We start from the raw sequence: 25,392 nt of genomic DNA, 5'->3' as shown, positions 1-25,392 counted from the left end.
AGCTCCCAACCATCATCCCCCCATTGGTCCAAAATCTGCTTTGTTGCGTGAATCAAAAGAGGCAAAGTGGCGTATTCCCATTTAGTCATACTGGATACGTTATCGCGTCCTTGTAAACTAGTGGGTATGGCAGCCAAGAAGTCCCCCTTTTTTGATACCGCCACCACCCTTGGGAAAGTCGTTGCGTTCTTCGGAATCAGCGCCCTGTGTGGTGTGCTCGCAGCAGGTATGCTCGTACCCGTAGCGGCGATCGCAAAAACCGGTTTGACCACCGGTAACAACATCGTCAGCGCGCTCCCGAGCTCCTTTGAGAAGCTTCCGATTTCAGAGCCTTCAACGATCGTCGACGCCAACGGCAAGACCATCGCGAATTTCTACCAGCAGAATCGCGAACCTGTGTCACTAGATGACATCTCGCCGTATATGCGCAAGGCCATCGTCTCGGTGGAAGACGAACGCTTCTACGAGCACAAAGGTGTCGACCCCAAGGGCATCGCCCGAGCGATCGTCGGCAACCTGACCTCCACTTCGCGCTCTGGTGCATCTACCCTGACCCAGCAGTACGTGAACAACCTCCTGGTGAACAACCAGGAGCTCAGCGGTTCCGAGGAAACCACCGTGTCCGGCAACAAGGACTACTCGGAAAAAATCCGCGAACTCAAGTACGCAGTAGCCATCGAAAAGGAAATGTCCAAGGACGAAATCCTCGAAGGCTACCTGAACCTCGTGCTGTTCTCCGGTCGCGAATACGGCGTGCAGGCTGCCGCGCAGCGCTTCTACTCTGTGGACGCCAAGGACTTGAACGTACAGCAGTCGGCCATGCTGGCTGGCATGGTTCAGCTGCCGAACGTCTACAACCCGATCAACAACCCAGAGCGTTCACTTGACCGCCGCAACAAGGTGCTGGGCAACATGTACCGCACCGGTGCAATCAATAAAAAAGAGTATGACGACGCGGTGAAGTCCGGTCTTGAGCTCAAGCCCAGCACTTCCCCTTCCGGTTGCTCCGCGGCCAAGGACAACGCATATTTCTGTGATTACGTCACCAACCTGATTCTCAGTGACGACACCTATGGCAAAACCAAGGAAGACCGCGAGGGCCTGTTGTACCGCGGCGGCTTGACGATCAAGACCACATTGAATAGCGAGCTGAACAAGAAGGCTGCCAACGACGCTCGCAAGGCCATTGATCCAAATGCCAAGTCCAACAAGGACATCTACTCGTCTATTGTTTCGGTGGAGCCTGGTACCGGAAATATCCTGACCATGGCCCAGAACACTACCTATGGCCCTGAAAGCAAGGATTCGGGCGCAAGCACCTATTACAACTTTGCGGTTGAACGCTCGAAGGGCGGCGCAGGCGGATTCCAGGGCGGTTCTACCATGAAGCCGTACACCACCCTTGGTTGGCTCACCGAAGGCAACCACATGTACGACACCATCAATGCCAAGCGACCATACTTCGCGCCTGGTACCAAGTTCCGCGCTTCTTGCCTTCCCGGTGGCACGGCTACGGTCGGTACCAAGTGGGAGCCGAAAAACGCTTCGGCAGGTTTCTACCGCCGAATGACTGTAGACACTGGTTTGTACTGGTCGATTAACTCCGCGACGGTGCAGGAAGCCTACAAAACCGACTTGTGCACCATTGCCGACTACACCAAGCGTTTGGGAGTTTTGGACCAGGACGCGGATAACGGTCAGCCTGGCCCAATCAGCCCGGCTAACCCATCGTTCATCATTGGTTCGGCCAATATCACCCCTCTGTCCCAGGCCGCCGCTTTCGCAACCTTCGCCAACAAGGGCGAGTTCTGCCAGCCTCGCGCATTAACCGCCGTTACCGACAAGGACGGCAACGAGTACAAGGTTCCCCAGGAGACTTGCTCGCAGGAAATTGATCCGACATATGTAGCTGACCTCAATGGCACGCTCAAGAAGATCGCTTCCAAGCGCGTTTCCAAGGGCCGCGTTCCCGGCCCCATCGCCGGCAAGACCGGTACGAACAACTACGCGACCTCGACCTGGTTCGTCGGCTACACCACAGGCATCTCCACTGCTACATGGGTAGGCCGTTTGAACGGGAAGGCTTCCACCGAACAGAACTCCCTGCACGGAGCAACGATCAATGATGAGCAAGCTCCGGAAATGGTTGATTCCTCGACCTACGCAGCACCATTGTGGGTTGATTTCATGGAAGAGGCAGTTGGCGAATATGATCGCAGCAGTTTTGGTTCTGCTCGAAGCCGGCCAGTAGTCAAGAAGGAAGCCTCCGAGGACTCTTCCGACAGCGATTCGAAGTCCGAGTCGAAGAACGATTCTGATGATTCGAAGAATGACGAGAAGGCCGACTCGCAGAAATCCGACGATCAGAAGTCTGACTCTGACAGCGGCGATACGAAAAAGAACAACGGCAACAGCAACGGCAAGGGCAATGGAAAGAAATCCGACGACTAGCTAAGCGCCGTTGAAGGCCGCGTTCAACTTTGGTTGAACGCGGCCTTCGGTCTAGATTGGCAATAGCGGACTTCACCAGAAGTTGCCCCCGGGCATGAGAGGACGATGGCAGACTGGTCATGGTTGAACATAAAACAATTGCTGCAGCACTACGTCATGCGGCCGGTACCACGGCGCTGGCTGCCGGTGGAGCCCTGGCGCTAGGTGGTGCACTAGTTGGCTACGGCATGCTCGAGACCCAGAAATTCGGGCTACGCCGCGAAACCCTGAATGTCCTGCCCCGCGGCGCCTCGGACATCAAGGTCCTGCACCTCTCGGATATTCATATGGTTCCAGGCCAGGAAACCAAGATCCAATGGCTGCGCGAGCTTGCCGACCTCAACCCCGATTTCATCATCAACACCGGAGACAATCTCAGCCACCGCAAGGGTGTCCCTTCGTTGATCAAGGCATTGGAACCGCTGATGGCCTTCCCCGGAGCCTTCGTTCCGGGATCCAATTGCTACTACGCGCCCAAACTGAAAAACCCGTTCAAGTACTTCGCTCGCAATGAGGGGACCCCCAATCCATCATCCCGGGATCAGCTTCCGTTTGAAGAAATGCACCGGGCCTTCGGCTCAGCCGGGTGGGTCAACATGTCCAATCGTTCTCATTCAACGGTCCTCAATGGACTGCGCCTGGATTTGACCGGCGTTGATGATCCGCACATCGATCGGGACCACTTCGCAGGCTGGCCGCGAGGGTCCTCAACCAGCAACCAGGCTCCCCACGTCCGCATTGCGCTGACCCATGCGCCGTACCAGCGAGTCTTGGACCAGTTCACAGAAGCACAAGCCGACGTGATTTTTGCCGGCCACACCCACGGCGGCCAGGTCTGCATACCCGGCTATGGCGCACTGGTCTCGAATTGCGATTTGCCAACCTGGCGCGCCCGTGGCCTGAGCGATTGGGAGTACGCCGGCAACGCTGTTCCCCTGAATGTCTCGGCAGGCCTGGGCACCTCGCGCTTCGCTCCAATCCGCTTTGCTTGCCCGCCGGAAGCAATTCTGGTGACGCTCACCGGGCGCGAGTAGCCGCAAATTTCATCTTCTGGATCCCGGTACTGCACAGAATTTCGTGCAGTACCGGGATCCGCTTTAACTTCATCTGAAGCATTTCTTTCCCAAATGAGAAAATCGATTGAATTCTCTCAACCACTGGCGGTAAGCTGAAGCTCTGTCTAACTTCTGGATGAATGCGGGGTACCGTGGCGCAAGCACAAAAGGCCGACTCTAGAGACCCGGTTCCCCTCTCCGCAACATTGAAGCGGCTCTACCCGTTCGTGAAGCCAATCCTCCCCCGGCTTTTCTGCGGCTTCCTTTGCGCGCTCGGAGCCGGCATCATCGCCCTAGTAATCCCCCAGGTATTGGCCTGGCTGGTGAACTCGGTTTTGCACCGGGACGGGGACTCCTCCGAGGTCTGGATCTCCGTTGCCATCGTGGCAGCCCTGGGATTCGTCGAGGCCCTGCTGATCTTCCTGCGCCGCCAATTTGTGCTGACCCCAGCCGCCGGGCTGGAAACGAAGATGCGCGTTCGGTTCTACAAGCATCTTCAGCGCCTTCCCGTCGCCTTCCACGAGCGCTGGGGCTCTGGCCAGCTCCTCTCTCGTTCCATGTCGGATCTCTCGCTGCTGCGCCGATGGCTGGCCTTCGGCGCCATGATGCTAGTGGTGGAGACCGTTACGGTCATCACCGGCTTGATTCTCATGTTCACACACTCGTGGATTTTGGGCTTGCTCTACCTGTTGGGATCCATCCCCATTGCCATCAAGGCGTACCGCTTCCGCAACGAGTACCGCGCCGCCAGCCGCCTTAGCCAGGACCAGGCCGGCGACCTCGCCACCGCCGTAGAGGAATCAGTGCACGGCATTCGCGTCATCAAGGCCTTCGGCCGCGGCCCGCACATCTACGAAGGCTTTAATACCCAGGCGAAATCGTTGCAGGAAACCGAAATCGCCAAGGCCAAGACCCTGGCAAGTTTCCTGCTCACCGTTGTCGCCGTTCCAGAAACCATTTTGGGCATTGGCCTGTTCATCGGCATTGCCCAAGTTGCCAACGGAACCTTGAGCGTTGGCGCCCTGGTTGCCTACTTCACCATTGCCGCAGTCATCGCCGGACCGGTCGAAGGCATGGGCATGCTCCTTGGCATGACGCTGAGCACCAAAACCGCGCTAGACCGCCATTTCGAGGTCATGGATTCGGACAACGACATCGTCTCTCCAGAACAGCCCCGCATCCCCGGAGAGCGTGATGGCAGCGTGCAGTTGCGACACGTGCGCTTCGCCTACCCTGACACGGCCGGAACCCACCGGCCGATCCTGGCCGACATCGACTTGGAAATCCGCCCCGGAGAAACCATGGCCCTGGTCGGGATCACCGGATCCGGAAAATCAACCCTGTTGAACCTGATCCCCCGGCTCCATGAAGCCACCGCCGGAGAGGTCCTGATCCATGGGCAGAACGTCAAGGATTGGGAGCTCGACCAGCTGCGCACCGAAATTGCCGTGGCTTTCGAGGACACCACCTTGTTCTCCAACACCATCCGGGACAACGTCCTGCTGGGCGCACCGGCGTCCCTGGACGAGCGCGAGCGCGAAGCACTGCTCACCGAAGCACTGGATGTAGCCCAAGCGCACTTCACCTACTCGCTGCCGCAAGGCGTGGATACGCTCATCGGCGAAGAGGGCCTGTCGCTTTCCGGCGGCCAGCGCCAGCGCATTGCCCTGGCTCGCGCCATTGCCGCTCGTCCGAGCGTACTGGTGCTCGATGATCCGCTTTCAGCCCTCGATGTTCGCACCGAGGAACTGGTCACCGAGAAGTTGCGGGAAGTCCTGGCCGGAACCACCACCTTGATTGTGGCTCACCGCCCATCCACCGTGATGCTGGCCGATCGGGTTGCCCTGCTGCGCGATGGACGCATCGATGCGGTCGGAAGCCACACCCACCTGCTGAGCACCAATGAGCACTATCGATTTGTCATCGCAAGCCTGGATGACGAAGAACTGCCAATCGCCGAGGAGGCCTCACGATGAGTAAGCCATTGGGCGTCGCCAACGAGGACTCCATCAAGCTCTCGGCCGCTGAGCGCAAGGTGGTGCGCCAGCGCTCCTTCCGATTGCTGGCCACCCTCGCCTTGCCGCAGAAAAAGCTCTTCATTCTCACGGTCGCACTGGTCCTGGTCTCCAATGCCGCCCGCGTGATGTTGCCTGTGATCATCGCCTTTGCCATCGACTGGACCTTGCCCCAGGTCCGCGAGGGCAATTGGGGCGCCCTGGGGCTCACCGGCGCCGGATACATCGTCTGTGCGATCCTCAGCGGGGTCTTGCTGGCTTGGTACATCAACTCTGCGGCAAGAATTTCGCAGGCCATGCTGCTGGACCTTCGCCAGCAGGTCTTCCGGCATACCCAGCGGCTCAGCCTCGAATTCCACGAGAACTACACGTCCGGCCGCATCATTTCCCGCCAGACATCGGATCTGGAGACCTTGCGCGAACTGCTGGACCAGGGAGTCTCCGAGCTGGCATCCTCCTGCGTGTTCATCATTTTCACGCTGATTTCCATTTTCCTGCTGGACTGGCAGAGCGGGTTCGTGGTGTGCATCGCGGCCGTGCCGGTAGCCCTCCTGTTCTACTGGTACCAGCGCCGTTCCGAAGTCTTGTACCGGGAATCCCGTGTTGTTTCCGCGAAGGTCATTTCCACCTTCGTGGAAACCATGACCGGCATTCGCGCGGTGAAGGCTTTCCGCCGGGAACGCGCCAACGACCAGAACTACCAGCAGATCGCAGAGAAATACCGGGACAACTCGGTCCGCTCCTTCAACCTCTTCGGCATCTTGCAGCCGGGCCTGGTTTTGATTGGCAACCTGACGGTCGCGGCACTGCTGGCCTACGGCGGTTTCCGCATCATCAACGGCTCCATGGAAGTCGGTGCAATGGTGGCCATCCTCTTGGCGTCCAAGCGGCTCTTCCAGCCGGTTGAGCACATTGCCATGTTCTACTCTTCCTTGCAGTCCGCCACAGCGGCCTTGGAAAAGGTCTCCGGGCTTCTCGAAGAAGAACCGACCGTGCGCGAGCCGGAACAGCCAAAGAGCATCGGCAAAGTGGCCGGCGAGCTCGAATTCAAGGACGCAGTCTTCGGCTACGGCGACGGCCCGATCATCATGGACAAATTCGACCTGCGCATTCCAGCAGGCCAAACAGTCGCCGTCGTCGGGCAAACCGGCGCAGGCAAGTCCACGTTGGCCAAGCTCATTGCCCGCTTCTATGATCTGCGTTCAGGCACGCTGAAACTGGACTCGGTGCCGATCAACGAGCTGTCCAACAAGGAACTGCGTCGGCACGTGGTGATGGTGACCCAGGAAGCGTTCCTGTTCTCGGGTTCGGTTGCCGAGAACATTGCCCTGGGCAGGCCTGGAGCATCCCTCGAGGACATCCAGTCAGCTGCACGAGCCGTAGGCGCCCATGAGTTCATCCTGGATCTGCCCGAAGGCTACGACACCGATGTGAACAAGCGTGGCGGCCGAGTCTCCGCGGGGCAGCGCCAGCTGATCTCCTTTGCCCGCGCCTTCTTGGCGGATCCGGCGGTATTGATCCTGGATGAGGCAACCAGTTCGCTGGATATCCCGTCGGAGCGGGCAGTTCAGCGCGGCCTGCAGACTTTGCTGGGCAACCGCACGGCTCTGATCATCGCCCACCGGCTCTCTACGGTTCAGATCGCCGACCGTGTCCTGGTGGTCCACGATGGGCGGATCTCTGAAGACGGCACCCCGCAGCAGCTGATTGCCGATGAGGGCCGCTTCGCCGCCTTGCACAAGGCGTGGAAGGACTCTCTGGTCTGATCAAGTCCAAACTGAAGCAGCCCCTGTCGACTCGGAAAACTTCCGAGTCGACAGGGGCTGCTTTTGCGCCGGCTGCAGGGGCTAGGCGGTGAAGCTCTGGCCGGTCAGGCGCTCGTAGGCTTCGATGTACCGGGCACGGGTCTTCTCGACAATCTCAGCGGGCAGCTGAGGAGGCTGCTCGCCGGAGTTCTTATCCCAGCCCGATGCGCTGCTGGTCAGCCAGTCGCGCACAAACTGCTTGTCGAAGCTCGGCTGGGCCTGGCCTGGCTGGTAGGCCGCGGCGTCCCAGAAACGCGAGGAGTCCGGGGTCAGCACCTCATCGCCCAAGGTGATCTCGCCGGTCGCGGGATCCGCGCCGAACTCTACCTTGGTGTCCGCCAGGATGATGCCGCGCGCGCGGGCAATCTTCTCGGCCTGCTCGTAGAGCGCGACAGTCTTTTCGCGCAATGCTTCGGCCACATCGTTGCCAACGCGCTCGGCGGTCTGCTCGTAGGTTATGTTCTCATCGTGCTCCCCGACCTCGGCCTTGGCCGATGGGGTGAACAATGCAGGCTCCAGCCGGGAGCCATCCACCAGGCCATCAGGCAATGGCAGGCTGCACACGGTCTTGGAGACCTTGTACTCGGCCAGGCCCGAACCGGTGAGGTATCCGCGGGCGATGCACTCGATGGGATACATTTCCAGCTTCTTGCAGACCATGGCGCGGCCGGCCACAGCCTCTGGCACATCGGTGGAGATCACATGGTTGGCGAAATCGCCCAGCTGTTCAAACCACCACAGGCTCAGCTGCGTGAGCACCTTGCCCTTGTCCGGGATTTCGCTGGTGAGCACAAAATCGTAGGCGCTGATGCGGTCCGAAGCGACGACCAGTACGCGGTCGGTTTCTTCGAAGCTCGCACCAGCTGGCACGTAGAGGTCGCGCACTTTGCCCGAGTAGAAATGGTCCCAACCTTCAAGGTCGAGTACTTCGGTCTGGAATCCTGCCATAGCTATCTGGTCCTCTACTTGCTTTGCTTTGCAACGACGATTTCGCCGCGTTCGGCCTTCAGCGCGATGTCGGTGCGCGACTGGGCGCCGTCCCAGCTGATCTGGGCGACACCTGCGTAGGCGGTGGCACGAGCAGCTGCGAGGTCATCGCCCAAGCCGACTACTGCCAGGACACGTCCACCGGAGACGATGATGTTGCCTTCGGCGTCAGCAGACGTGCCAGCGTGCATCACGTGCACATTCTCCAGCGCGTTGGCTGCATCCAAACCGGAAATCACTGCGCCCTTGACCGGGGTATCAGGGTAGTTCTCGGCAGCGATAACAACATCCACGGCGGTGAGCGGCGACCAGTTCAACTGCTCTGCGTCATCCAGCTGGCCCTTGGCAGCAGCCAGCAAGATGCCGCCCAGCGGGGTCTTCAACCGGGCCAGCACGGCCTGGGTTTCCGGATCGCCAAAGCGGGCATTGAATTCGATAACGCGGATGCCGCGCTTGGTGACTGCCAAGCCGCAATACAGCACGCCGGTGAATGGCGTGCCGCGCTTTTCCATTTCGCGCAGGGTTGGGTAGGCGACGCGGTCCATGACCTCGTCAACAAAGTTCTCTGGAAGCCATTCAAGCGGCGAGTAGGCACCCATGCCGCCGGTGTTCGGGCCTTCGTCATTGTCGAAGATGCGCTTGAAGTCCTGTGCAGGAGAGAGCGGAACGGCATGCTTGCCGTCGCAAATGACGAAGAGCGAAACTTCCGGTCCATCGAGGAATTCCTCGATGACTACGGTGCCGCCGGCTGCGAAGCAGGCTTCGGCGTGCTCCAGTGCTTCATCGCGGTCCGAGGTGACCACAACGCCCTTGCCAGCGGCCAGGCCATCGTCTTTGACCACATACGGTGCGCCGAAGTCATCCAGTGCGCTGGCTGCTTCCTCGCGGTTAGTGGCCACGTGGGCCATGGCGGTGGGCACTTCTGCCGCAGCCATGACGTTCTTGGCAAAAGCCTTCGATGCCTCAAGCTGCGCTGCAGCTTTGGTAGGACCGAAGACGGGGATGCCAGCCTCGATCAATGCATCGGATACACCGGCAGCCAGTGGCGCTTCCGGACCGACAACCACCAGGTCGCTGGCCAGTTCGCGAGCCAGGGCGAGAACCGCGTCAGGATCCTGCGCGTCGATGTTGTGGGTGGTGACATCCTGCGCGATGCCGGCGTTGCCGGGGGCGCAATGGACTTCTTTGACGTAGGGGTCTGCACTCAGTGCTCGGACAATTGCATGCTCACGGCCGCCTGGGCCAATAACCAGTACCTTCACTCGCCCGAGTTTACCGGAGAAATCGACGTTGGATGCTGTCTATGACATCCGCTGAGCCTATGCTTTTACCCGCATCGGCTACTGGCTCGCAGCCCGCCACGCGGCACGGCGCCCCCACGCGAATAAACTAGGGGAATGGACCGACCAATGGATATTTCCGATTGCGCGCAGCTGGTACAAGCCAGCCGCAACGGCGTCACTGAATCCCGCCACTATGGCGCCGCAGTGGTGCTGGGGCCAGACGGCTCAACGCTCCTGGCCTTGGGCAATCCCGAGGCGCTGATCTTCCCCAGGTCCGCGGTGAAGCCATTCCAAGCCATCGCTTCATTGCGCTGTGGCGCCGAGCTCGACGACGAGCAGCTGGCCCTGGCCTGTGCCAGCCATATCGGCACCTTCGCCCATCAGGACGTTGCCCGGCGAATGCTCGCATCCGCGGGGCTGAATGAATCGGAACTTCAATGCCCGCAGTCCTGGCCCGTGGATTCGGCAACCAGGACGCAGATGACCCTTGAACTCCTGCCGAAGTCCGCAGTGGCATTCAACTGCTCCGGAAAGCATGCCGGGTTCCTGCTCGCAGCGAAGGCCTCGGGTTCTGGCACTGCTGGCTATCTTGATCCGGATCACCCGGTACAGCAGATGGCGCACTCGGTCCTTGAAGAATTTTGCGGCCCGATACCATTCACCGGGATTGATGGCTGCGGGGCACCAGCCGTCCAGATGTCGTTGAAGAGCCTGGCCCACGGCTTCCAGCGGCTCGTTGTTTCCGAGCAAAAAGAGGCCCAGCGCGTTGTCGCCGCGATGCGCAATCACCCGTGGGCGGTTCGGGGCAAGGGCCATCCCAATTCCGAAGTCATCGAACAGACCGGAGCCATAGCCAAGCTGGGCGCCGAAGGCGTGCTGGCCATGGCGGCACCCAATTCGCTGACGGTGGCCATCAAGATGCTTGATGGCTCTTCGCGGGGCACCGACCTGCTGGCCCTATCGCTGCTGCACGAATTCTCGGCCATCGAGGAAGCGGCTTATCGCGATTTGCGACAGCAGCTTCAACCGGTTGGAGGCACTGCCGGCGCACGGGCTGCTGGACTACAGTTGGCTGGGGCCGATTTCTGATTTTCAGAGTTCCGCACCCCACATCAAGTCCAGGCAAATGTGACGGTTTTTCGTCATCGAGAGAAAGAGATGCATCACCCCATGGCAATCAAGCGACGCGTTGACGAAATCGCTGGGCGCGCAGCGGTGCGCGAGTGGGCTGGTGCCGGGCAGGGACAAGGAAAAATAGCCCGTCCGGTGCTGGCTATGGCAGTTCGCTACCTGCTGGAGGAATTAGCCTCTCGTGCCGAGGGCAATTCCGTAGAGGTGCGCATCCCGCCCTTCGGTGTGACTCAGTGCATAGCCGGACCCCGTCATACCCGCGGAACCCCGCCGAATGTGGTCGAAATGCCTGCTGAACTCTGGCTTTCACTGGCTACCGGTCTAACCTCATGGGCCGATGCATTGCAAACTGGGCAATTGCATGCCTCTGGACTTAGGGCAGACTTGTCCGCGCACCTACCACTTATTGAGTACCCTTAAGGGTATGGAGCAACACCCCGCTACCCCGACATCTGCAGATCAAAGTGTCGAAGTGCAAATTCACTCGGCGCCCAAATTCTGGCCATTCATTTTGACCTTCGTCGTACTTGGTGCGCTGATTGGCTTGGTCATTGGCTTGCTCGGCGAGCCATCGCAGGAGTACACCCGTGCATCAGCTTCCGGATTCTTTGCAATGTTCGGTGCTGGACTAGGTGTGGGTATTGGCGGGCTGGTGTTCGTGATCATAGATCGCTTCACCTCGCGTAAATCCACCAAGCATCTGGCAGTTCCTCTGGCCGAGGACACTGACTCCAGCGGACAACCAGGCTAGGCAGCTTTTCCCTTCCACTGAAAAGCGGGCGGCCGCGCACCTGGCCGCCACCCACCACACAAACGGTCGGTGTCGACCAAACCAGAACATGAGAGAATAACTGACATGGCGCGTGGCGATGGATTCTTAAATCACGACCTGCTTCCGGGCGAGAAGGGGCCGCAGGATGAATGCGGCGTTTTCGGTGTCTGGGCTCCTGGCGAAGAGGTTGCGAAACTGACCTATTACGGTCTGTACGCCCTCCAGCACCGCGGGCAGGAATCGGCGGGCATTGCGACCAGCGATGGCGCCCGCATCAACGTCTACAAGGACATGGGCCTGGTTTCCCAGGTCTTCGACGAGAATACGCTGAACTCCATGAGCGGCCAGCTGGCCGTCGGCCACTGCCGCTACTCCACCACCGGCGCCAGCCACTGGGCCAATGCGCAGCCGACTCTGGGCCCAACCCAGACTGGTACCGTGGCCCTGGCGCACAACGGCAACCTGACCAACTCCGCCGATCTGGCCGACATGGTCGCTGCCAAGCAGCAGGCCGACGGCGGCAAGGTCCGCGGTGAAATCGCCCAGGGCAACACCACCGACACCGCATTGGTCACCGCCCTGCTCGGCGGCGTCGAGGGCCAGTCGCTGGAAGAAACCGCGCTGGAACTGCTGCCAAAAATCGAAGGCGCCTTCTGCTTCGTGTTCATGAACGAAGACACCTTGTACGCTGCGCGCGATCCGCACGGCGTTCGGCCATTGGTTTTGGGCCGCTTGAACCGCGGCTGGGTCGTCGCCTCCGAGCAGCCTGCCCTGGCTACCGTGGGAGCATCGTTCATCCGCGAAATCGAGCCAGGCGAAATGATCGCCATCGATGAAAACGGCGTGCGCTCCACCCGCTTCGCCGAGGCCACCCCCAAGGGCTGCGTTTTCGAGTACGTGTACCTGGCTCGCCCGGATGCCGCCATCGCCGGCCGCTCGGTGTACGAGTCCCGCGTGGAGATGGGCCGCCAGCTGGCCCGCGAAAACCATGCGGAAGCCGATATTGTCATTCCAGTTCCGGAATCCGGCACCCCGGCGGCCATCGGCTACGCCGAGGAATCAGGCATTCCCTTCACCCATGGATTCGTGAAGAACGCCTATGTGGGCCGCACCTTCATCCAACCGTCCCAGACCCTGCGCCAGCTGGGCATCAAGCTCAAGCTCAACGCTCTGGAAACCGTGCTGCGCGGCAAGCGCGTGGTAGTGGTCGACGACTCGATCGTGCGTGGCAACACCCAGCGCGCCGTAGTGCGCATGCTGCGCGAAGCCGGTGCTTCCGAGGTCCATGTGAAGATCTCCTCGCCTCCGGTGAAGTGGCCTTGCTTCTACGGCATCGACTTCGCCTCGCGCGCCGAATTGATCGCCAATGGCGCGGCTGTGGACGAGATCGCCACCTCCATCGGCGCCGACTCGCTGGCCTACATTTCCGAAGACGGCATGATCGAAGCCACCCGGCAGCCACGCGAGCGCCTGTGCACCGCGTGCTTTACCGGCGACTACCCGATCGCGCTGCCGCATGAGGAGCGCCGCGGAAAGAACCTGCTGGAGCGCAGCAACCAGCCAGGTTGCGAGCCCGGCCCGGATTCCGAATTCGAAACCGCCAGCTAGACCCGACCGTCTTCCCCCCCATACACCTCGTTGCAAGCGGCACCGGAGAACCGGTGCTCACGACAGAAAAGGAACCCTCTGCCATGAGCGGCAATGATCAGCCAACTTCCATCACCTATGCCGGTGCCGGCGTTGACGTCGAGGCCGGTGACCGCGCCGTTGAGTTGATGAAGGGTGCGATCAAGGCCACGCACACTTCCGGCGTCGTCGGAGGGGTTGGCGGTTTCGCCGGGCTTTTTGATGTCTCCTTCCTGACCGGCTACAAGAAGCCCTACCTGGCGACCTCCACCGACGGCGTGGGCACCAAGGTGGCAATTGCCCAGAAGCTGGACATCCACGACACCATCGGCCAGGACCTGGTCGGCATGGTCGTTGATGACATCGTCGTGGTGGGCGCCAAGCCGCTGTTCATGACCGACTACATTGCCACCGGCAAGGTGGTTCCGGAGCGCATTGCCGACATCGTGCGCGGCATCGCCGAGGGTTGCAAGCTCGCCGGCACCGCCCTGGTCGGCGGCGAAACCGCTGAGCACCCTGGCCTGCTGGCCGAGGACGAGTACGATGTGGCCGGTGCCGCCACCGGTGTCATCGAGGCGGACCAGCTGCTGGGCCCAGAACGCGTGCGTGCCGGCGACGTGGTCATCGGCATGGCTTCCTCGGGCATCCACTCCAACGGCTACTCGCTGGTGCGCCGGGTCATCGCCCACGCCAAGTGGGAGCTGGATCGCGAGGTGGCCGAGTTCGGCAAGACCCTGGGCGAGGAGCTGCTGGTGCCAACCCGCATCTACACCAGCGCTTGCCTGGATTTGATTGGCGAGTTGAACGACGGCGAGAACTTCGGCGTGCACGGCTTCAGCCACGTCACCGGTGGCGGCCTGGCCGCCAACCTGGCCCGCGTGCTGCCACAGGGCCTGATGGCCCGTGTGGACCGTTCGACCTGGGCACTGCCGGCAGTCTTCTCCACGATTGCTTCCCTGGGCAACGTTCCGCAGCCTGACTTGGAGCGCACCTTGAACCTGGGCGTTGGCATGGTGGCGATCGTTGACCAGGCCGTGGCCGACCGCGCTGTACAGCTGCTGAACGCTGCTGGCATGGGCGCATGGGTTATGGGCCAGGTTGATAGCCTGGATCCATCGGCTGCCGAGGCTGGCCTGGACTTCGTCCAGGGCGCCAAGGGCGTTGACGGTGGCGCCGTGCTGCTGACCGGAGCCTACGCCAAGTAGCACCCAGAGCTTCGAATCCACCGGCGGACCAGGTTTCTGGTCCGCCGGTGTTTGCTTATCCACGGAGGAATTCCGCCATGCCCGAATCAGCAGAAGCCTGCCAGCTTCGCGGCAGGAGCTTCATCTTCTCCGGGCTGTACCTGTTTTTTCTCGCGTGGATCATCCTCTTCAAGCTGGCCCTCCCGCATCTGGGCAGCGGCGAATTGCGTTCAATCAAGCTGCTGCCTTTCATCGCCGACGCCCGCTTTGCGGCCAGTGGCTTGAAGGAAAGCATCGTCAATCTGCTGCTGTTCATCCCCATCGGCTTGAACCTCCGGCTTTTGTGGCCCCGGCTGCGTTGGGTGCAGGCGGCCGCAGCCGGGCTTGGCCTGTCCTTGCTGCTTGAAATCCTGCAGTACACGCTGGCGGTGGGAAGCTCCGACACCTCGGACCTGGCCACCAATGTAGCAGGGTGCCTGCTGGGCTTCGCCGCTGCTGGCCGGCTGGAACCGCTGCGGCGCATCTGTGCGTGGATTGGAATTGCACTGACGGTGCTGGCCTTGGCTTTCATCGCCTCCCCCATAAGATTCGCTGCCGCCGGATAGCGGAGAAGTTCTTCGCAACGCTCTTTACACTGGCTTAACACCTGATTTGATGTTCTTGGCTCATGAGAAAAACACGAGTCATGATTTCCACGGTGCTCATCGCGTTCGCGGCCCTGTTTCTGGGCTCCTGCGCTGCATTGACCACCAGCACGAGTGCTACCGCCGGTCTCGGGGCCAAGGCAGTGAAGACGATCTTCACGGCCTCGGAGGACGACGAGCTGCGCGAGAGCCAGGTGAGCCCCTTCGATGACAGCCATCGCGCAATCAGCAACCTGGATCCCCAGTTGCGCAAGGCACTTCAGGAAGCGGCCGCTGCCGCCAGGGAGCAGGGCATCAACGATTTCTGGGTCACCTCCGGTTGGCGTTCACGCGAATACCAGCAGGAATTGCTGGATCAGGCGATAGCCAAATATGGCAGTGAAGCCGAAGCCTCAAAGTGGGTTGCATCCCCGGACGATTCCTCGCATGTCACCGGCAATGCTGTTGATGTCGGCCCGACAGATGCCGCGGATTGGCTCTCGCGCAAGGGCCAGCGGTTTGGGCTGTGCCAGAGATACGCCAACGAGCTCTGGCACTATGAGCTGGCGGCAGACCCCCAGGGCCAGTGCCCGGCGATGCGCCCCAGCGCCGCTTCCTAGCTGCTGCCGAGTACCCAGAACCGTCCTAGGATAAGACCATGAGAGTATTGCTCATCGAAGACGAACCGTATATTGCCGAACCAGTTCAGCAGGGGCTGCAGCAGGCAGGCATTGCGGCGGATGTGGCCATGGACGGCCACCGGGCCATCGAGCTGCTGTCGCTCAACGACTATGACGTGGCGGTGGTCGATCGCGATATTCCGGGCCCATCGGGCGATGAGGTTGTTGCATGGCTGCACGAGAAGCGCTTGGGTACCCGGGTGCTCATGCTCACCGCGGCGACTCGGCTCGATGACAAGATCACGGGTTTCGAGGCTGGCGCCGATGACTACCTGACCAAGCCGTTTGCGCTCAAGGAAGTCATCCTGCGGCTTCATGCGCTCTCCCGGCGTCCGGCGGTGAGCGCCTCTCCTGTCATGGAGCTGCGCGGCATCACCTTGAATCCCTTTAAGCGCACTGTGCAGCGCAACGGCGTTAGAATCGACCTCACGAAGAAGCAATTTGCCATCCTACAGATTTTGATGGAAGCAGATGGCGGCGTAGTCAGCTCCGAAGAACTGCTGGAGAAGGCCTGGGATGTGAACGCAGACCCGTTCACCGCTGTAGTCCGCGTAACCATGTCCTCGCTGCGCAAGAGGCTCGGAGAGCCAACCCCCATTGAAACAGTGACTGGTGTCGGCTACCGGCTTGTTGACCCGGAATTTTCTGCATGAACAATGTCGATCGTCCCCGCGGCCTCAGCGCCCGGCTCAAGCTGAGCATCACCATGTGCCTGCTCGTCGTTGGCACAGGTGCAGTGCTGTTCGCCCTGGTCTACGTCTTCCTGCTGCGCTATATCCCCGATGGGGTGCTGAACACGAAGTTCGGCGAATTCGCTCCGAGCCGCAAGGACCTGGCCAGGGCTTTTATTCCGCGGGCACTCTGGGCGCTGGGTTTCCTCGTAGCGGGCAGCGGCATCGGCTCCTGGTTCTTGGCAGGACATCTGCTGCGCCCGCTGGCACACATGCAGCGGACCGCGAATTCGGTCAGCTCAGGGGATCTGAACCGTCGTGTCCATCTTCATGGTCCACGCAGTGAATTCTCTGACGTGGCCGACGCCATGGATTCCATGCTTGACCGGCTCGAAAACCAGATCACTCAGCAGCAGCGATTCGCGGCGAATGCATCCCATGAACTGCGCACCCCTTTGGCCGCGCTGCGCACCACTTTGGAGGTGGGTCCCAGCCCGCAGCTCCCCGGGCCGCAGTTCATCCAACGCCTGCAGCACATCACTGCCAAGGCCGAGCGTTCCGTGGATTCATTGCTCACGCTCTCGCGCGCCCAGTCCAATGGCCTGGCCAAGAAGCCCATAGACCTCTCGCTGCTGCTTGAGGATTTGGTGGAGCAATACCTTCCCGAGGCGATCAACCGCGGCCTCGATTTCGACATTCAGCTAGGTGATCTTCCCGCGGTGGAAGCCAATGCCGACCTGTTGGAACATGCAGTGGCCAACTTGGTTCGCAATGCGCTGGCCTACTCGAATTCGAAGGCTTGGCTCTGCTCCAGATCTGATAGAAGCACGGTCGAGATTACCGTTGAAAATGATGGCGAAGTGCTCACCGCTGAACAGGCCGAGCTGATCCAGGAACCTTTTCACCGCCTGGAACGCATCGGAAGCATCAAATCCTCGGGAAGCGGCCTGGGGCTGCCAATTGTTGCCGCCGTGGTCCAGGCCCATGGAGGATCCTTCCGGCTTGCTCCGCGGCCCGCCGGAGGCCTGTCAGCGGTGATACGGCTTCCGGCCGTGAAACCCTGGTCCCCGAAAGTCTAGGTCAGCTGGGACAGCGCGGTTTCCAGCGGAACTCGCCAGCGCCAGGTAGCCTTCTGTTCCCCACGCACGTGCCCGTTGGTAATCAGGGCTACTGGCAGTTCCCTTTTGACGAAGTTCAGCAGCACCTTGTAGCCGCTCATCACGGCCAGGGATGATCCGAGGACCAACAGCGCGCTGGATTCTGCTTCCAGCGCCGCCATGAGTTCCTTGCGCTCAGGCGGAACGCTCTCGCCGAAGTACACCACATCTGGTTTCAAGGCATAGGAATCGCAGTTCAGGCAGCGGACCATGACAAACTGGTCGATCAGGTATTGAGGCAGCTCCACGTCGCCATCGGGATTCACTGCGGAAGGGTCGATCTCTACTGCTTCGAGGTATCCTTCGTTCGCTGCCTCAAGACGGACGTCGAAGTCTCGACGGTCCTCGCTGAAGCCACAGTTCAGGCATCGAACGGTAGACAAATCCCCGTGCACGGGGATGACCTGCTTCGATCCAGCCTGCTGGTGCAGGCCATCCACATTTTGCGTGATGATGCCGGTAATTTTTCCTTCTTGTTCCCACTGCACCAGCCGCCGGTGGATCTGGTTCGGCTCGGCCTTGTCCATATGGCGCCAGCCGACATAGCCTCGGGCCCAATAGCGCTGGCGCGCTTCCGGGCGATAGCGGAACTCTTGGTACGTCATTGGACGGTGGCGCTGCAGCGAGCCGTTGGGTCCGCGGTAATCCGGTATGCCCGAATCGGTGGAGACACCTGCGCCGGTGACCACCAGGACGCTGCCTGAGTTCAGCATCTGCTGCACCCCGGCACGGGCTTCATCCTCTGGTGACGCTGGCGCTTGTTGCTCCACTATGCGCTGCATCGAGCGGATCGCCGAGTGATGCGCCATCTGGATGGCTAGCTCTTCTTTGGTGCTCACGTTCCACCTCATGCTTGTTGGACACGACAAAGGCCGCAACGACTTAAAGCTAATCTAGCTTAGTCGCTGCGGCATGTCGCAAAATGTACTGAAGAGCTGTACCACTGCGTGCTCAAGCTGTGGCACTCCGAGCCAAGAACTCCCGGTCTCAGAAAAGGAACTTAATCCTCGTCGTCGTCTCGCGAGTACTTCTTAGTCAGCTCGTCGTAATCCGAATATTCTTCGTCATACGATGAATCATTACGCTCGGTGTTCTGAGCATGATGATCGGACTGAACGCCCAACTCGCGTTCAAGTGCCGAAAGGTCAGTGGACGGCGAGTAGTACTTGATATCTCGCGCCTGACGCTGTGCTTTAGCCTTTTGACGGCCGCGCCCCATGGCGTGACCCCCTCTTTTCAGTAGAGTCGGGAGGTGGTCCACCTAATTAGATGAAGGCCCCCGAATATGTGATCAGTTCTTTCGTAATTAAAGGTTAACATGATTCACCGGCGAGCGCTGAACGCAACACCCGTCGATACAGCTAGACTGTGGATTAGTCCAACGACTATGTATTGAGCCGACGAATTACTGAACGCCCCCGACCTTGAAGGAGCTCAGCAGGTGGTGGAAGAAAATCTGCCCGAGCCGCAGGCGGCTTTACCGCCATTGCAGCCCGAACCGGAAAAGCCCAAACGGCATGGCGGCCAGTGGGCCCTCCTGATCATTGCCGTTTTGGCGCTGGCCGCTGCTCTGGTTTTCTTGGTGTTGCGCATCATAGATCCCCCCGCTTCGCCCGTTGCGAACAACGTGGAACGCAATGAAAATCCGGGGCTTGATGGGGTCATCGCTATCGAAATGCCCCCTGCACAGTTGCAGCTGGGTGATTGCTTGCGCGGGTTTGACTCACCGCTGGATGCCCAAACCGTGGTCACCTGCGATTCAGCGCATAATGCCCAGATGATCGGTTCTTTTGAGGTCTCCGGAACCGATTACCCTGGCGCCAACGAATTGCTCACCCAGTCAGAGGACCTGTGCAAGTCGGTCTCGCTAGATCCGAGCGCTGGCCTCGACTCCACTTGGACCTATCACTTCTCTCGTCCGTCGGAGAGCACCTGGGAACAGGGCGACCGCGCCGTATCCTGCTTCTTGAGCTTGGCTGAAGGAAACGTCCGCACCTCTCTGTTGCCACCAGAAGCAACTGACAACGCAACCGATGAAGATTCTTCGAAACCCGACGATGGGAACTCTGACAATGAGAGCCAAATAGCTGAAGAGACCACCGAGAGCTAGTTGAATTCAAGCAGTGCAAGCCGAGGGCGTGAACAGGATGCTGTTCACGCCCTCGGCCGTATTGAGCTAGTTCTTTTTTTGCACCTTCAGCTGGTCACCGGGTTCATCCAGCGACACCTGAACGGTGTCCCCGTCTTGCACGGTGCCGGCAAGGATCTCCTTGGCCAGCCGGTCCCCGATCTCGCGCTGGACAAGTCGACGCAGCGGCCGAGCCCCATAGGCGGGATCGTAGCCTGTCAGGGCCAGCCATTCGCTCGCTGCCTGCTCTACATCCAACGTCAGACGGCGTTCGGCCAGGCGCTCCGAGAGCAAATCGATCTGAAGCTTGACGATATTGCCCAGTTCCTCGATGCTCAGCGGATCAAAGAGGATCACCTCATCCAGACGGTTCAGGAATTCCGGCTTGAATGACGCGTTGACGACGTTCATCACGGCGCTCTTCTTGGCTTCGTCCTCCAATGTTGGATCCACCAGGAACTGCGAACCCAAGTTGGAGGTGAGGATCAAGATGGTATTCCTGAAGTCCACCGTGCGACCCTGGCCGTCGGTCAACCGGCCGTCATCGAGTACCTGCAGCAGGATGTCGAAGACTTCTGGATGGGCCTTTTCGACCTCGTCAAGCAAGATCACCGAATACGGCCGACGGCGCACCGCCTCGGTGAGCTGGCCGCCTTCCTCATAGCCGACATATCCCGGAGGGGCACCGACCAGCCGGGAAACAGCATGCTTCTCGGAGTATTCCGACATGTCGATGCGCACCATGGCCCGCGGATCATCAAACAGGAAGTCCGCCAGGGACTTGGCCAGCTCGGTCTTGCCCACGCCGGTTGGGCCAAGGAACAGGAAGGATCCGGTGGGCCGGTTCGGGTCGGCAATGCCGGCCCGGGTGCGGCGGACCGCATCCGATACGGCAGACACTGCCTGCTTCTGCCCCATCAGGCGCTGGCCGATGATCTCTTCCATGTCCAACAGCTTTTGGCTCTCGCCCTGCAGCATGCGCCCGGCAGGGATGCCGGTCCAGGCCGAAATCACCTCGGCGATGTCATCCGCGGTGACTTCCTCGGCGACCATGCTCGGCTGCGCAGAACGGTCTGCTTCAGCCAGGGCTGCTGCGTCGAGTTCCTTTTGCAGCGCGGGGATCTCCCCATAAAGCAGTCGGGATGCCTTTTCCAAATCGCCTTCGCGCTGCGCCTTGTCCGCCTGCCCGCGCAGTTCATCCAGCTTGACCTTGAGATCACCGACGCGGTTCAAGCCGGCTTTCTCGGATTCCCATTGCGAGTTCATCGCATCGAGCTTTTCCTTCTTGTCTGCCATGTCCTTGCGCAGGGCTTCGAGGCGTTCCACCGAAGCTGGATCCGTCTCATCTGACAAAGCGAGCTCTTCCATGGTCAACCGGTCAACCTCGCGGCGCAGCTCGTCGATTTCCTCCGGAGCGGAGTCAATCTCCATGCGCAGCCGGCTGGCGGCTTCATCAACAAGGTCGATGGCCTTATCCGGTAGCTGCCGTCCCGAGATGTAGCGGTTGGACAGCGATGCCGCGGCGACCAGTGCAGAGTCGGCGATGGACACCTTGTGATGGGCTTCGTAGCGCTCCTTGAGGCCTCGAAGGATAGCGATGGTGTCATCCACGCTTGGCTCCCCGACGTACACCTGGGCAAATCGGCGTTCCAGAGCCGGGTCCTTCTCGATGTTCTCCCGGTACTCATCCAAGGTGGTTGCACCGATCAAGCGCAACTCGCCGCGGGCCAGCATCGGCTTGAGCATGTTGCCTGCATCCATGGCGCCTTCCGAGGCTCCAGCACCAACCACGGTGTGGATCTCGTCGATGAAGGTCACGATCTGTCCTTCGGAGGATTTGATCTCTTCCAGCACTGACTTCAGGCGTTCTTCGAATTCGCCACGGTATTTTGCACCCGCGACCATCGCGCCCAGATCCAAGGAGATCAGTGTCTTGCCGCGCAAGGACTCTGGCACATCCCCAGCGATCATCCGCTGGGCGAGGCCTTCGACTACAGCTGTCTTGCCCACGCCCGGCTCACCGATGAGCACCGGATTGTTCTTGGTGCGGCGCGACAATACCTGCACCAGGCGCCGGATTTCGCGGTCCCTTCCAATGACCGGATCCAGCTTGCCCGAGCGTGCCAGCGCCGTCATGTCGGTGCCAAACTTTTCCAAGGACTGGAAGGTGGCCTCGGGGTTGGGATTATCTACCTTGCGGTCACCGCGAATGGTCGGCAAGGTTCCAACCAGCAGCTCGCGCGTTGCCCCGAACTCCCGCATGGCTTCGCCTGCCTTCGACTGGTCGGCGGCGAGGGCAATCAGCAGGTGTTCGGTGGAAACATAGGTATCGCCCATTTCGGTGGCGGTTTCCTGGGCGTTGCCGACTACCTGCAGAAGTTGGCGTGAGAACTGGGCCTGGGCTACAGAACTTCCTGAGCTTGAAGGCAACGCGCTGATTGTGGCACTGGCCTTAACGGAGAGCGCGTCGACATCAAGCCCTGCCGTTTTCAGCAAGGCAACGGCGACCGAGTCGCGCTGGTCCAGCAACGCCTTGAGCAGGTGCGCAGGTTCAATCTGCGGATTTCCTGCCGTTGAAGCGTTCATGCCGGAAGCTGAGAGAGCTTCTTGGCTCTTGGTGGTGAGTTTGGTGTCCACGCGCATCCTTTCCCTTGTTGGGTGAACCCATAAACTTGAGTGTACTTAACTCAACTCTACTCGCTGCCTTGTTATTCCACCTAGAACTAGATTCTCAAAAAATTTTTGCCGCTTTGCCTGCAACTCGAAAATCCGCGCCACGGGCATCTCCTCCGGTTAGGATGAGGCATGCCAAACCCGGATTCGCATGACTTCTACCAGCTCGACTACGACGACATGGTGCAGGTATTCATTGATGAACACCGCCTCATGCTCATGAGGTGCCTCGACGGACTCACCGAAGGCGAAGCCCGGGCCAGCTTGGTCAAGTCCAAAACCACATTGCTTGGGCTGGTCAAACACGCAACCTTTGTTGAACGCGTGTGGTTCGGCGAGGCCGCCACCGGCAAGAGCCGGTCAGAACTGGGAATCGCCGCCACACCGGACAAGTCATTCGCGCTGAAAACCTCAGACACCATCGAAACGGTGCAGCGCGACTACACCCATGCCCTGGAAGAATCCCGCCAGGCGCTCAGCGGCAAATCGGGTGACGACATTTTCCCCGGCAACCGCCGCGGACCACTACCCGTCCGATGGGTGCTGCTGCATATGCTGCGCGAATTGGCACAACACTGTGGCCACGCAGATATTCTGCGAGAACAAATCCTGGCTTCGCGAAAGCAGTAACCTGGACAGCCAGCGCTAGACTCCGAATATGCCGCTTACACTTCTTCCACTTCCTGCAGAACAATTTTCGTCATGGATAAAGAGGAGCACTGCCGAGTACATCGCAGATCTTCTCGCCATCGGGGTCACGGAAAGCAAAGCGCAGGCAGACGCGTACGGCACCATGGCGCGCGCCTTCCCACAAGGACTGCCCAGTGCAACAAATGCGGTATTCACTCTGGAGAGCTTCGCACTTGGCAATGTTGGATACATATGGATCGGTTGCGACTCCTCAGGGGATCCTGCCTCGTGGTGGGTATGGGACATCGTCGTCGACGCGAAGCACCGCGGCAACGGTTTTGGCCGCCAAGCCATGATCCTGGCTGAAGGTTATGCCCGCTCCCAGGGTGGAGAAACTCTAGGGCTGAATGTGTTCGAATTCAATACTGCCGCCCGCGGTCTCTATGAATCATTGGGCTACGAGACCACCAGCGTCAAAATGCGAAAAACGCTTTAGCGCGCATCCGAATCTTCGAATTGCCGCCTACATCTATCCAAGCGCAAAGCAACGAAGTAGATTACAGTTCACAACGACATTTGAAGACAAGAACTTTCCTCAGCACACCAGATCAAGTTAGGCTGGAAGCACGTAAGGGAGTATTCCTAAGCGCTTGACCCGTCAATACGTAGATCTTCATGGATCCACCGGGTTTTGCGGCCAGCCTCCGGGCAGGCGAAGAGACTTACTCGACAGCGTGCTTGCGCGCCTTACGAAAGTAGGAAACCCCTATGGAAGTTTCTCCTTTAATCTGGGCCATTACAGTGGCCGTCATCCTCGCGCTTCTCGCCTTCGACTATTTTTTCCATATCCGCAAGGCCCACGTGCCGAGCCTTCGAGAAGCAGCAATCTGGTCGAGCATCTACGTCGGAATCGCGCTGATTTTTGGTGTGCTGGTGCTGATCTTCGGCGGCATCGATATGGGCGCCGAGTACTTCGCGGGGTACATCACGGAGAAAGCGTTGTCTGTTGACAACCTCTTTGTCTTCCTGATCATCATCGCAAGTTTCCGGGTCCCGCGCGAAGACCAGCAGAAGGTCCTTCTCTTCGGCATCGTCTTCTCACTCATCGCCCGAACGGCCTTCATCTTTGTCGGCGCCGCGTTGATCAACCAGTTTGCCTGGGTGTTCTATCTCTTTGGCCTGATCCTGCTGCTCACCGCAGGCAACCTGCTGAAGAAGGATGACGAATCGGACGAAGCGAACAACTTCATCATCCGCATCGCCAAGAAGCTCTTCCACACCACCGATAGCTACGACGGCGACAAGCTGTTCACCAAGATTGATGGCAAGAAGGTCCTGACCCCAATGCTGCTGGTCATGGTGGCCATCGGCGGAACAGATATCCTCTTTGCACTGGATTCGATTCCCGCCATCTTCGGGCTAACCCAAAACGTGTACATCGTCTTCACCGCAACCGCCTTCTCGCTGATGGGCCTGCGTCAGTTGTACTTCTTGCTTGATGGCCTGCTCGACCGCTTGATCTACCTTTCCTACGGACTGGCAGCCATCCTCGCATTCATCGGCGTCAAGCTGATCCTGCACGCGCTGCACGAGAACAATCTTCCATTCGTCAACGGTGGCGAGCACGTGCAAGTGATCGAGATCAGCACTGGCTTGTCGCTCAGCGTGATCATCGGCGTGCTGGTGGTAACGGTCTTGGCTTCCCTATTCAGCAAGGCCGGCAAAGCCCAAACTGCCATTGGCAACTTGCGGCGCCACGCAAACAGCTACACGGATTTGACCTACACCGCCGATGCAAACGAGCGCGAACGCATCTATCGTGCGCTAGTGGAAGAAGAAGCCTACTTGAAGACCATGGAAAAGAAATACCGCGACAAGGCCAAGGACGTGGATAAGATCCGCGAAGAGGTCAAAGAAGCCCATCGACAGCACGATGAGTATCTCAAGAGCTAGCCGGCTGCTCGGCATTAACTGACAACGGCCGCCATCCCGATCCAGGGACGGCGGCCGTTGCCGCGTCTGGGCAGCTAGCGCTTCATGCCAGCAATGTAGTAGTCCGAAGGGACAATAACTTTGCCCAGCGGCATCAGGGAAATCGGGATCATCTTCAAGTTCGCGATTCCCAGCGGGATGCCGATGATCGATACGAACATCGGAATTGCGGTCACCACGTGTCCAATGGCAATCCAGATGCCTGCGAAGACCACCCAGATGACATTGCCCAGAGTGGAGAATGCCCCGACTGGCCCCCGGTCAACTACGGTGCGGCCAAATGGCCACAGCGCATATCCGGCAATTCGGAAGGAAGCGATGCCAAAGGGAATGGTCACGATCAGCAAACAACAAATGATTCCGGCCAAGACATACCCCAGGGCCAGCCAGAGCCCTCCGAACACCAACCAGATAACATTGAGAATACCTCGCACTAAATCAGTCATGATTTCATTCTTCAGTCCCGCTCCGCTTCGCGCCATAGGTGATC

Annotated in this window: 23 protein-coding genes; 17 read left to right on the top strand and 6 right to left on the bottom strand. The window is 59.7% G+C overall.

Translation table 11 applies throughout. The features are described 5' to 3' along the window. Positions 1-126: 126 nt before the first annotated feature. The 4 genes from ACT7DV_RS10805 to ACT7DV_RS10790 all read left to right on the top strand — a co-directional run bounded on the left by ACT7DV_RS10805 (position 127) and on the right by ACT7DV_RS10790 (position 7,326). Positions 127-2,451, top strand: a complete 2,325-nt coding sequence (locus ACT7DV_RS10805; protein ID WP_444662492.1) for a transglycosylase domain-containing protein — start codon at positions 127-129, stop codon at positions 2,449-2,451. 119 nt (positions 2,452-2,570) lie between these two features. Beyond that, positions 2,571-3,524 (top strand): metallophosphoesterase, encoded by a 954-nt coding sequence (locus ACT7DV_RS10800; protein WP_444662491.1) that lies wholly within the window; start codon positions 2,571-2,573, stop codon positions 3,522-3,524. 173 nt (positions 3,525-3,697) lie between these two features. After that, positions 3,698-5,521 carry an ABC transporter ATP-binding protein gene (locus ACT7DV_RS10795; protein WP_444662489.1) on the top strand — a complete coding sequence of 608 codons (1,824 nt, stop codon included), beginning with the start codon at positions 3,698-3,700 and terminating at the stop codon, positions 5,519-5,521. After that, positions 5,518-7,326, top strand: a complete 1,809-nt coding sequence (locus ACT7DV_RS10790) for an ABC transporter ATP-binding protein (protein WP_444662487.1) — start codon at positions 5,518-5,520, stop codon at positions 7,324-7,326. Before ACT7DV_RS10795 ends, ACT7DV_RS10790 begins: the two co-directional genes overlap by 4 nt. Before the next feature lie 81 nt (positions 7,327-7,407). On the opposite strand, the gene ACT7DV_RS10785 is transcribed toward ACT7DV_RS10790, so the two are convergent. Beyond that, positions 7,408-8,313 (bottom strand): phosphoribosylaminoimidazolesuccinocarboxamide synthase, encoded by a 906-nt coding sequence (locus ACT7DV_RS10785; protein WP_146275901.1) that lies wholly within the window; start codon positions 8,311-8,313, stop codon positions 7,408-7,410. A gap of 14 nt (positions 8,314-8,327) precedes the next feature. Continuing rightward, positions 8,328-9,614, bottom strand: coding sequence for a phosphoribosylamine--glycine ligase (purD, locus tag ACT7DV_RS10780; RefSeq protein WP_444662484.1), 1,287 nt, complete (start codon positions 9,612-9,614; stop codon positions 8,328-8,330). A gap of 147 nt (positions 9,615-9,761) precedes the next feature. Here purD and ACT7DV_RS10775 point away from each other — a divergent pair, with 147 nt between their 5' ends. The 9 genes from ACT7DV_RS10775 (at position 9,762) to ACT7DV_RS10735 (ending at position 17,401) form a co-directional block, all read left to right on the top strand. Next, the gene (locus tag ACT7DV_RS10775) at positions 9,762-10,724 is read left to right on the top strand and encodes an asparaginase (protein WP_444662482.1); all 963 of its coding nucleotides are present in this window, start codon (positions 9,762-9,764) and stop codon (positions 10,722-10,724) included. An 81-nt stretch (positions 10,725-10,805) separates the two neighbouring features. Next, positions 10,806-11,186 carry a sterol carrier family protein gene (locus ACT7DV_RS10770; protein ID WP_060702370.1) on the top strand — a complete coding sequence of 127 codons (381 nt, stop codon included), beginning with the start codon at positions 10,806-10,808 and terminating at the stop codon, positions 11,184-11,186. Positions 11,187-11,238: 52 nt separating this feature from the next. Next, positions 11,239-11,517 (top strand): hypothetical protein, encoded by a 279-nt coding sequence (locus ACT7DV_RS10765; RefSeq protein WP_060702371.1) that lies wholly within the window; start codon positions 11,239-11,241, stop codon positions 11,515-11,517. A 105-nt stretch (positions 11,518-11,622) separates the two neighbouring features. Next, positions 11,623-13,146, top strand: a complete 1,524-nt coding sequence (gene purF / locus ACT7DV_RS10760; protein ID WP_444662481.1) for an amidophosphoribosyltransferase — start codon at positions 11,623-11,625, stop codon at positions 13,144-13,146. A gap of 83 nt (positions 13,147-13,229) precedes the next feature. Further along, positions 13,230-14,369 carry a phosphoribosylformylglycinamidine cyclo-ligase gene (purM, locus tag ACT7DV_RS10755; RefSeq protein ID WP_444662479.1) on the top strand — a complete coding sequence of 380 codons (1,140 nt, stop codon included), beginning with the start codon at positions 13,230-13,232 and terminating at the stop codon, positions 14,367-14,369. Between the two features lie 77 nt (positions 14,370-14,446). Further along, positions 14,447-14,953: a VanZ family protein gene (locus ACT7DV_RS10750; RefSeq protein WP_444662477.1), complete on the top strand. Its 507-nt coding sequence runs from the start codon at positions 14,447-14,449 to the stop codon at positions 14,951-14,953. Between the two features lie 62 nt (positions 14,954-15,015). Further along, entirely contained in the window at positions 15,016-15,591 is a 576-nt protein-coding gene (locus ACT7DV_RS10745) for a M15 family metallopeptidase (RefSeq protein WP_444662475.1), read from the top strand. Between the two features lie 38 nt (positions 15,592-15,629). Next, positions 15,630-16,304 carry a response regulator transcription factor gene (locus tag ACT7DV_RS10740; protein WP_444662473.1) on the top strand — a complete coding sequence of 225 codons (675 nt, stop codon included), beginning with the start codon at positions 15,630-15,632 and terminating at the stop codon, positions 16,302-16,304. Next, positions 16,301-17,401 carry a sensor histidine kinase gene (locus ACT7DV_RS10735; protein WP_444662472.1) on the top strand — a complete coding sequence of 367 codons (1,101 nt, stop codon included), beginning with the start codon at positions 16,301-16,303 and terminating at the stop codon, positions 17,399-17,401. The genes ACT7DV_RS10740 and ACT7DV_RS10735 overlap by 4 nt, the downstream gene beginning before the upstream one ends. Here the strand turns inward: ACT7DV_RS10735 and ACT7DV_RS10730 are convergent. Both ACT7DV_RS10730 and ACT7DV_RS10725 read right to left on the bottom strand, forming a co-directional pair. Next, a complete protein-coding gene (locus ACT7DV_RS10730; protein ID WP_444664836.1) occupies positions 17,398-18,288 on the bottom strand; it encodes a Sir2 family NAD-dependent protein deacetylase in 891 nt (296 codons plus the stop codon). The genes ACT7DV_RS10735 and ACT7DV_RS10730 overlap by 4 nt on opposite strands. A 191-nt stretch (positions 18,289-18,479) precedes the next feature. Then, the gene (locus tag ACT7DV_RS10725; RefSeq protein ID WP_060703458.1) at positions 18,480-18,698 is read right to left on the bottom strand and encodes a DUF3073 domain-containing protein; all 219 of its coding nucleotides are present in this window, start codon (positions 18,696-18,698) and stop codon (positions 18,480-18,482) included. Positions 18,699-18,920: 222 nt separating this feature from the next. Between ACT7DV_RS10725 and ACT7DV_RS10720 the strand changes: the two genes are divergently transcribed. Further along, positions 18,921-19,589 (top strand): septum formation family protein, encoded by a 669-nt coding sequence (locus tag ACT7DV_RS10720; RefSeq protein ID WP_444662470.1) that lies wholly within the window; start codon positions 18,921-18,923, stop codon positions 19,587-19,589. A gap of 66 nt (positions 19,590-19,655) precedes the next feature. Here the strand turns inward: ACT7DV_RS10720 and clpB are convergent, their stop codons facing one another. Continuing rightward, a complete protein-coding gene (gene clpB, locus ACT7DV_RS10715) occupies positions 19,656-22,244 on the bottom strand; it encodes an ATP-dependent chaperone ClpB (protein ID WP_444662468.1) in 2,589 nt (862 codons plus the stop codon). 168 nt (positions 22,245-22,412) lie between these two features. Between clpB and ACT7DV_RS10710 the strand changes: the two genes are divergently transcribed. The 3 genes from ACT7DV_RS10710 (at position 22,413) to ACT7DV_RS10700 (ending at position 24,863) form a co-directional block, all read left to right on the top strand. Next, a complete protein-coding gene (locus ACT7DV_RS10710; RefSeq protein ID WP_444662466.1) occupies positions 22,413-22,910 on the top strand; it encodes a DinB family protein in 498 nt (165 codons plus the stop codon). Between the two features lie 28 nt (positions 22,911-22,938). Continuing rightward, the gene (locus ACT7DV_RS10705; RefSeq protein ID WP_444662464.1) at positions 22,939-23,406 is read left to right on the top strand and encodes a GNAT family N-acetyltransferase; all 468 of its coding nucleotides are present in this window, start codon (positions 22,939-22,941) and stop codon (positions 23,404-23,406) included. 272 nt (positions 23,407-23,678) lie between these two features. Next, the gene (locus ACT7DV_RS10700) at positions 23,679-24,863 is read left to right on the top strand and encodes a TerC family protein (RefSeq protein ID WP_444662462.1); all 1,185 of its coding nucleotides are present in this window, start codon (positions 23,679-23,681) and stop codon (positions 24,861-24,863) included. A 74-nt stretch (positions 24,864-24,937) separates the two neighbouring features. Here ACT7DV_RS10700 and ACT7DV_RS10695 read toward each other — a convergent pair whose 3' ends face one another. Continuing rightward, positions 24,938-25,348: a YccF domain-containing protein gene (locus ACT7DV_RS10695; protein ID WP_060702382.1), complete on the bottom strand. Its 411-nt coding sequence runs from the start codon at positions 25,346-25,348 to the stop codon at positions 24,938-24,940. Positions 25,349-25,392: the final 44 nt, after the last annotated feature.

The organism is Glutamicibacter sp. TV12E (assembly GCF_052441935.1).
Classification (GTDB): Bacteria; Actinomycetota; Actinomycetes; order Actinomycetales; family Micrococcaceae; genus Glutamicibacter.
Note: the sequence above shows the minus strand (reverse complement) of the source record. Positions and strands in the feature narration are given on the sequence as shown.

Excerpts from the sequence above, each read along its gene's own strand:
- ACT7DV_RS10785 (WP_146275901.1), bottom strand. The coding sequence starts at position 8,313 with ATGGCAGGATTCCAGACCGAAGTACTCGACCTTGAAGGTTGGGACCAT.
- ACT7DV_RS10775 (WP_444662482.1), top strand. The coding sequence starts at position 9,762 with ATGGATATTTCCGATTGCGCGCAGCTGGTACAAGCCAGCCGCAACGGC.
- ACT7DV_RS10695 (WP_060702382.1), bottom strand. The coding sequence starts at position 25,348 with ATGACTGATTTAGTGCGAGGTATTCTCAATGTTATCTGGTTGGTGTTC.
- ACT7DV_RS10750 (WP_444662477.1), top strand. The coding sequence starts at position 14,447 with ATGCCCGAATCAGCAGAAGCCTGCCAGCTTCGCGGCAGGAGCTTCATC.
- ACT7DV_RS10705 (WP_444662464.1), top strand. The coding sequence starts at position 22,939 with ATGCCGCTTACACTTCTTCCACTTCCTGCAGAACAATTTTCGTCATGG.
- purM (WP_444662479.1), top strand. The coding sequence starts at position 13,230 with ATGAGCGGCAATGATCAGCCAACTTCCATCACCTATGCCGGTGCCGGC.
- purF (WP_444662481.1), top strand. The coding sequence starts at position 11,623 with ATGGCGCGTGGCGATGGATTCTTAAATCACGACCTGCTTCCGGGCGAG.
- ACT7DV_RS10800 (WP_444662491.1), top strand. The coding sequence starts at position 2,571 with ATGGTTGAACATAAAACAATTGCTGCAGCACTACGTCATGCGGCCGGT.
- ACT7DV_RS10740 (WP_444662473.1), top strand. The coding sequence starts at position 15,630 with ATGAGAGTATTGCTCATCGAAGACGAACCGTATATTGCCGAACCAGTT.
- ACT7DV_RS10770 (WP_060702370.1), top strand. The coding sequence starts at position 10,806 with ATGGCAATCAAGCGACGCGTTGACGAAATCGCTGGGCGCGCAGCGGTG.
- ACT7DV_RS10700 (WP_444662462.1), top strand. The coding sequence starts at position 23,679 with ATGGAAGTTTCTCCTTTAATCTGGGCCATTACAGTGGCCGTCATCCTC.
- ACT7DV_RS10710 (WP_444662466.1), top strand. The coding sequence starts at position 22,413 with ATGCCAAACCCGGATTCGCATGACTTCTACCAGCTCGACTACGACGAC.
- ACT7DV_RS10745 (WP_444662475.1), top strand. The coding sequence starts at position 15,016 with ATGAGAAAAACACGAGTCATGATTTCCACGGTGCTCATCGCGTTCGCG.
- ACT7DV_RS10735 (WP_444662472.1), top strand. The coding sequence starts at position 16,301 with ATGAACAATGTCGATCGTCCCCGCGGCCTCAGCGCCCGGCTCAAGCTG.
- ACT7DV_RS10790 (WP_444662487.1), top strand. The coding sequence starts at position 5,518 with ATGAGTAAGCCATTGGGCGTCGCCAACGAGGACTCCATCAAGCTCTCG.
- ACT7DV_RS10725 (WP_060703458.1), bottom strand. The coding sequence starts at position 18,698 with ATGGGGCGCGGCCGTCAAAAGGCTAAAGCACAGCGTCAGGCGCGAGAT.
- ACT7DV_RS10805 (WP_444662492.1), top strand. The coding sequence starts at position 127 with ATGGCAGCCAAGAAGTCCCCCTTTTTTGATACCGCCACCACCCTTGGG.
- ACT7DV_RS10730 (WP_444664836.1), bottom strand. The coding sequence starts at position 18,288 with ATGGCGCATCACTCGGCGATCCGCTCGATGCAGCGCATAGTGGAGCAA.